Source organism: Hyalangium versicolor (assembly GCF_020103695.1).
Classification (GTDB): domain Bacteria; phylum Myxococcota; class Myxococcia; order Myxococcales; family Myxococcaceae; genus Hyalangium; species Hyalangium versicolor.
The window spans coordinates 1-6,528 of sequence record NZ_JAHXBF010000063.1 but is presented as its reverse complement, the minus strand read 5'-3'; the positions used below and the strand labels follow the sequence as shown (position 1 = coordinate 6,528).

Genomic DNA, 6,528 nt, shown 5'->3' with positions numbered 1-6,528 from the left:
GTCCGCTCTCAAGCGCTTGGTACTTCGCCGCGATGACTTCCTCCAGGTCCATGCCTACATTGATGGGCACGATCTCGGGCACCCGCAAACTGAAACTTTATTCCTGCGCGGCTCCTTACCGCCGAGAAAGCGCGTTCCTGGGGGGGCTATTTGGGCCTGCGATGGGGTTGCTCCCTCTGGAAGAACCCCGACAACAGTGTCGCCCGCGCGAAGCCACACGTCCCCCCATGGATCGTATCGGTCATCCACCACGAGGCTAAAGCGCTCTGTCTCTCCCCAGTGAAGCTGCTTTCGCGTTGCGACCGCGCCCTCGGGGCAGGTGAACGCATCGGGCTTGACTGGAACGCCGGTGCATCCGGCCGCGAGGGAGCACACGAACGGCACGACTTTGCGCATGTCCGAGCCGGAAGAGGTCTTCTGGCGGCGTGCTTCTTTCGGGTCTTCGGGTGGGGGTGTCTTCACGGTTGAACCTTCCTCCGATACAGGGGCGGGTGTTGGCAATGTGCCCACCACAGGCGCGGGGGCGAGGGGTGACATATCAGGGGCGGCTGCCGGGGGCGTCGGGCTCGTGGCGACGATGGGCTCGGCCACTGACTCAGGCGTTTGGGGACGGAGCCAGAGAGCGACAGCGGCAAGCGCAACAGCAGCAACCGCGCCAACCGCGAGCCGCTTCCCCGAGCGACGGACAACGGCACCCACCCTGCCGCCCAACGCACGCAGCTTGCTCCATCGGCCCGCGTCCTGCTCGACCGGCTCGCCAACGTTGGGCCGCTCGGGTCGACGCTGCTCCGAGGGGGGATGCGCGAGCGCCTGGTAGTCAGCTCCCGGATGCGCCTCCAACTCGGCCAGCTCGCGGTGAAGCGCGTCGGTATCAACAGGGCGGTCTGCGGGATCGCGGGACAGCATGCTTTCGACGAGATCGCCGAGCGCTTCGGGCACGCGGGGGTTCCGAGCCCGGGGCGGCGTGGGCGGATCGAACGGGCTGTTGAGAGTCTCGCGCGGGCGCTCTTCGGTCGGTCGCGGGTCCGTTAGCAGTTCGTAGAGCATCGCGCCGACGGCGAAGATTTCGTCGGCTACCTGGAAGGCATACTTCGCCCGGCGCTCTTCCCTGTGCTCGCGCAGGTATGTGAACTGCTCGGGGGCACGGAAGCGATCGGTTCCGGGCGGAAGTCCGCTCTCGGTCAGATCGGCTGCTTGTTCGTATGTCGCACAGCCAAAGTCGATGATCACCGGCTCGCCGTCGCTCTTCCGGATCACCACGTTAGCGAGCTTCAAATCCCGGTGAAGGATGCCCCGGCTGTGCATGTAGGCCAGGGCGGCGGCGATCTTCACAAAGACGCGCAGGATTTCGTGAAAGGTGGGGTGCTTGCGCTCTTTCCACTCGTCGAGCGTCCAGCCATCCACATACTCAAGAGCGAGGTAGAAATTGCCTGCTTCCGCGTACCCATGGCCGCAAAGCGCGACGATGTTCGGATGATCCAGCATCGAAAGAACCGTCAATTCGCGCTTCAAGCGAGCGTGTGTCTGTTTGTCGTCCCCGCTGGCCTGACGGTGCCGCGCCACCTTGACCGCGCGACGCAGCGCGTTCTTCTCAACGAGATAGACGACGGCAAACCCACCGTTGCCGAGTTCCTTCAACACGTGCCAGCCGTCAATGAACAGGCCGGAAGGCAGCCTGAGAAGAGTCCTCATCGCTTGCCCTCCGTCACGGCGACCGGGAGGGGCACTCGCGGAATCACAAGACTACGGCCATCGGCCCCGAGCACTTCGAGAGTGAAGACAAGTCCTGCGCTCGGGGGCGGAACGTCTGCCACCACAAGCACACGGGCAAATTCCCCGGGGGCGATAGTGTCCCTTTCAGCCGTCACGCGAAGCGCCCGCAGCGTGACGCCATCCTTCCCCCTCAGCGTTGCTTCGCGTGGCGAGAAGGGCGGGCGGCCGGGAAGGTTGGTGATCGCTACGTCAAAGAGTACCCAACCGTTACCGCGATAGGACACGCCCGGGTCCGACTTGAGCCCCTGCGTCTCATTGGTGGCTCCGTCGAGCGTAGCCGTGGGCACGCCGGATTCGCCCACGTAGCCCAGCCGCACGAAGTCTTCCGGTCGGGGGGTGGGCGGCACTTCGACCGGACAGGCTCCATTCGGCGGCTCGGGCCGCTTCACGTCGATCCGCGTGTCCACTTCGGCAGGATCCATTACGAGCACGAACGCCGCCCGAGCAGGCGCCTGCCCATCCGCGAAGAAAACCTCGAGTTCCTGCCGCTCGTCGGGCCGGTAATCCACCACCGCTTGCACGATGATCGAGCGCCCGCCCGTGTCCACGACCCGGATCCGGGACTCGTCGACCGTGAGGGTCTTCTTCAGGATGTCGCCGGGAAAGAGCAGGACCGTGGGCACGTCAGGCGCGACGTGGATCTGGGGCAGGGGCTCGGCGGGGCTGCCGGTGACGGCGACGGGCCGATCTCGCTTCGTGCGGCTCGGCGCGGCTTCGGCTCGCGCGGCAGCCCCCAGCAAGAGAGCGAGCAGAAGGGCCAATCTGACGGGTACGATCAAAGGTGGGTGACCTCCTGGATTTGCACCCTACCATCGCCAGCACCCGCGCAGCGCGGCCCGAGCTGAGCGGTCAAGGTGAGTCGCGCCCGCCGATCTGCGGGAAGCGCTCGTAGGCCCGCTTGAGCGCGTCCAGGTGCGCAGGGATGTCGAGATCGAGCGGCGCATCGGTGACCTGCACGACCCACCCGCCCGAAGCCGTGCGCCGCGCCCGTATGAGCAGCTCGGCGTCGCGAGCAGGATCCGGGAACCCGATGACTTCTGCGGCAGCGGCCGACCAATAGTTCAGCCAGCCGAGGTAATGCGGAATCTCAGGCGCACGGATCTCGCCTGGGAGTTTGAGCGCTGGCAGCCCCCGGGGAGGGCATGGAGGCCCTTCCAGCGTGGGACTCGTCTGTTGTGCGATCTCAACCCCCGCGTTGAACGGGGTCGCGTGCCCCCAGAACGCGCGTGCGCCCTCCGCAATGGCTTCCAGTACATCCCCTGCCGCCGCGATGCCGGCTCCGTCCAGGTGCAATGCCCCATGGACTTCGAAGTGCGGCGGGCCTCCTGCGGCAAGCCCGTTCGGGTTCTCCAGCCCAAAGAGCGTCACGGGGCGGTCTTTGTCATTGTTGCAAAGAAAGGGAAAGCCGTTGTCTGTCCTGTCTGTCGCGACCCACTCATCGCGGTGAGGTAATGCAATGAAGTCTTCCTTATTAGAAAGCGTCCACCCTAACCGCAAGCCAGGAAGCGCACCTTCCATTCCATGGACGATGGCAAGGGGTCGCCCATCGTCATCCAGGAGCGCGGGCGCGTAGACGATGATGCTAAGATCATTCTGGTTAACAGCCATTTCAGCACCAGTCCATGACGACAACTTTGAGGCTGCGATCCGCGAGGCTTAGCGCGGCCTTATGCGCTTCGCTGCGCACGCCAACGACGAAGTCATAGCCGCATTCCTTGGCGAGCCTGGCTTCGCGTTGCAACTCTGGCAACTTCACTTTGATAAAAAACTTCTGAGAGTGGGGATTGTGCTTGTCGAAATTATCAGTCTTGATGTCCCATAGAGTCCGCGTAACAAGTACCAGCGCGTCAAATTGCTTGCCATTAACAAGCACGTCCCAGCCGGGGAAGCTGTTCTGCGGAATGAGGTCGGCGCAGGCGTTGTGCGGGTCATTGCCGCCCGCGTGCGGCACCGGGACGGGCCTGCACTCAGGGCGCTCTGTGGGATCGGATGTTACGGGTGGGAGATAGTCCCGCCCCAAGCCCCTCGGCGCGGGATCTCTGTTCGCGACGGGTTCCTGCTCGCTGGATGGCCGTGTCTGAGGCTTGGGCTTCGCATGCTCACGGGATGCGTTCCGTTGATAAGCATCAATCCCCTCTTGGATCGCGGCTGCCACCACCACCGCGCCAACAACAACTACTGCACCGACGACGATCTCGGGTGCGGCAAATATACAGAGGGCCACGACTGCGGGGGCGGCTGCATCCGCGTAGGCAACGGCGCATCGTTTGGTGACATCCCGAAATCTGACCCTGTCGCGATCGAGCGCGTGAAAGCACCGCTCCGCAAGGATAGGCCATTCGTTGGAGGCTTCGCGCACCACACACTGCCCATCATCTGTCCAGGGGTACAGCGCCGCACGCTGAAGGTTGGCGAATCTCGGGCTCGGGGCCTCTGGCTCTCCCGGGCTCGGCTCCATCGTGGCGCAGGCCGAGAGCAGGAGCAGGAGCAGGGAGGCGCTGCAAGTTCGGCGAGGCATGGCTGCGTCCTTTCAATCAAGCGGGGGGCCGTGGGTCAAGGCTGGCCCGTTCTGGAGTACGCCAGCACCCCCTGACACTGACAGCGGGGCTCAATGGGGTGGAGGGAGGAGGTCGCTCAACTCAAGTGGGCCCCGCTATGAGGGGGTAGCCCGGAGGGGGCAGGCGCGCAACAATACGGCCCGGAGCGCGACAGGAGCGGCGCGGCGTCACAGGCACGATCTTGGTGGGGGCGGCTGCCCAGCCCTTCTTGGTTCTCATATTTTCTTGGTTTGGCGGCTCTGGCGATAGATCCAAAAATATCCTTGTTTTCCTTTTGGCTGTCTGTCTGCACCTCAACGATCGCCGATAAAAAAGCGTAAGATGTGCAGTCGGCTGACGTACGCTCACGCCATGTCAGTCCAAAGGGCGCAGTACGTCGGAATGCTGTGGCTTAGGCATTCAATGTAGTCAGAACGGAGGAAATGGAAGTGCGCAATCGGGATGGTAACAATGAGAAGGGCCGGGTGAAGTTTCGCTTCCTTGAGTTTGAGGTGGAAGGCGGTACGCCAGCCATCCAGGAAGGTCTTCGCAACATCGCTGCTGCTCTCAATCGCGCAAACGGCACTACCCTCAAGCCTGTCCACAGCGGTTCTGGGCGAACTCTCGCTCCCAAGACTGATGCAACGCGAGCTGCAAGCGACGACCAAATGACATTCGATGAGCTGGCGCCGGCAGAGGTCGATGCTGAAGTCGAGCACAGCGAGCCAGAGAACAACGAGCCTGTGGCGAGCCAAGACACCAGCAGCGGGCGGCAGAAGACCATCCGTCAGCACCGCACGCCGACGATCCTTAACCTCGACCTCAATGCCGGCAGCACTCCTCTCAAGGCGTTCATCGCACAGAAGAACCCCGACACCGACAGCAAGAAGTACTTGGTTATTGCCGCTTGGCTGAAGGAAGAACTCAAGATCGACGCCATCACGACCGACCACATCTATACGTGCTTTCGGTGGATGTCGTGGAACGTTCCGGACGACGTCGGCTCTCCGCTTCGTTCGATGAAGAAGCAGGGCTGGTTTAGGAGCGGCAAGGCCAAGGGGGAATTCGAGATTACGCACGTTGGGCTTGGCAAGGTCAACGAGACGCCGAACGGCTAGCAACACGCAATGGAACAGCTCGTCAATAGCATCGCGGGATTCGATCAGTGGACCCATGCAGAGAAGATCAGGTTTTTCGCTTGGTCCCTGCACTCAAAGGATCGCAAGGAGAGGTTTAGTGTCAGCGACCTTCGCAGCCGCTACGAGGCGCTAAACCTCTCCCAACCGGGCAATATCCACCAACTGGTGGCGCAGCTCGTTCAGCAGCGCGATCTCTTGAAGGACAGCAATGGGTATCGCCTGGAAAAAGGGGTTCGCGATTCTTACGAGGAACGGTACGGCCAGCGCCCAATAACGGTCCAGGTCGACAAGTTGCTCGCGGAGTTGCCTGCAAAAGTACCCGACTTGGCAGAGCGAGCCTTCCTGGACGAGGCGATTCGGTGCCTTCGGTGCGGTGCCTTCCGGGCAGCGATAGTCATGACATGGAACCTCACGTTCGACCATTTCTGCCTGTTTATCCTCAAGAACCATCTCGCAGCCTTTAACGCACAGTGGCCACTCTCGTTTAGCAAGGAGCATCAGAAGGCGACGATTCAAGCGATCGGCAAACGGGAGGAATTTGCCGAGCTAAAGGAGTCGCAGGTGATCCAGATTTGCCGCTCGGCAGGTATTATCACCGGCGATATCGCAAAGGTTCTCACCGAGAAACTCGCCAAGCGTAATTCTGCAGCCCATCCTTCCGATGTTGTTGTCACTCAGGTTCAAGCGGAGGCCTTTGTTGATGACCTTGTCAGGAATGTGGTTCTACGCTTCACGTGAGGAGCGCTGCTCGGTCACTCTCCCACGGCTCGGAAACTCTGTTGTGGCGAAGCTCCAGCGGGAAATCGGGGGGTGATCGAGTAGTCCATCGAGGCTGCTGTATCGCAGGGAGCGCAGATCCTGAGTGACTACCTGTACTCCCTGCCCGCCCATACAAGCGCACCCCCCGGAACCGTACCGGGTAGAAGGCCACGGCACCGTCTGCGCGGACGTAAGCGATCCGTGTCCCTTCGGCAAGCGTGCGTGATCTGACCTGGAGAAGGTCCGTACCGTGCCCTGCCCAGTCGAATGGCTGGCGGGAGGATGCATGGGACGGACGATTGAAGGAACGAAGGAGTTGA

Annotated in this window: 6 protein-coding genes; 2 read left to right on the top strand and 4 right to left on the bottom strand. The window is 62.3% G+C overall.

Annotated elements, in window-relative coordinates; translation table 11 throughout:
* Nucleotides 1-54 precede the first annotated feature (54 nt).
* The 4 genes from KY501_RS52575 to KY501_RS52560 all read right to left on the bottom strand — a co-directional run bounded on the left by KY501_RS52575 (nt 55) and on the right by KY501_RS52560 (nt 4,291).
* Nucleotides 55-1,692, bottom strand: a complete 1,638-nt coding sequence (locus tag KY501_RS52575) for a serine/threonine protein kinase (RefSeq protein WP_224373195.1) — start codon at nt 1,690-1,692, stop codon at nt 55-57.
* Nucleotides 1,689-2,552 (bottom strand): DUF2381 family protein, encoded by an 864-nt coding sequence (locus tag KY501_RS52570; protein ID WP_224373193.1) that lies wholly within the window; start codon nt 2,550-2,552, stop codon nt 1,689-1,691. Before KY501_RS52570 ends, KY501_RS52575 begins: the two co-directional genes overlap by 4 nt.
* 70 nt (nt 2,553-2,622) lie before the next feature.
* Nucleotides 2,623-3,381, bottom strand: coding sequence for a DUF5953 family protein (locus KY501_RS52565; RefSeq protein WP_224373191.1), 759 nt, complete (start codon nt 3,379-3,381; stop codon nt 2,623-2,625).
* Nucleotide 3,382: 1 nt separating this feature from the next.
* Nucleotides 3,383-4,291, bottom strand: coding sequence for a DUF6310 domain-containing protein (locus KY501_RS52560; RefSeq protein ID WP_224373189.1), 909 nt, complete (start codon nt 4,289-4,291; stop codon nt 3,383-3,385).
* A 462-nt stretch (nt 4,292-4,753) separates the two neighbouring features.
* On the opposite strand from KY501_RS52560, the gene KY501_RS52555 reads away from it, so the two are divergent.
* On the top strand, nt 4,754-5,428 hold the full coding sequence (locus KY501_RS52555; RefSeq protein ID WP_224373188.1) for a hypothetical protein: 675 nt from the start codon (nt 4,754-4,756) through the stop codon (nt 5,426-5,428).
* Nucleotides 5,429-5,437: 9 nt separating this feature from the next.
* A complete protein-coding gene (locus tag KY501_RS52550; protein WP_224373186.1) occupies nt 5,438-6,187 on the top strand; it encodes a hypothetical protein in 750 nt (249 codons plus the stop codon).
* Nucleotides 6,188-6,528: the final 341 nt, after the last annotated feature.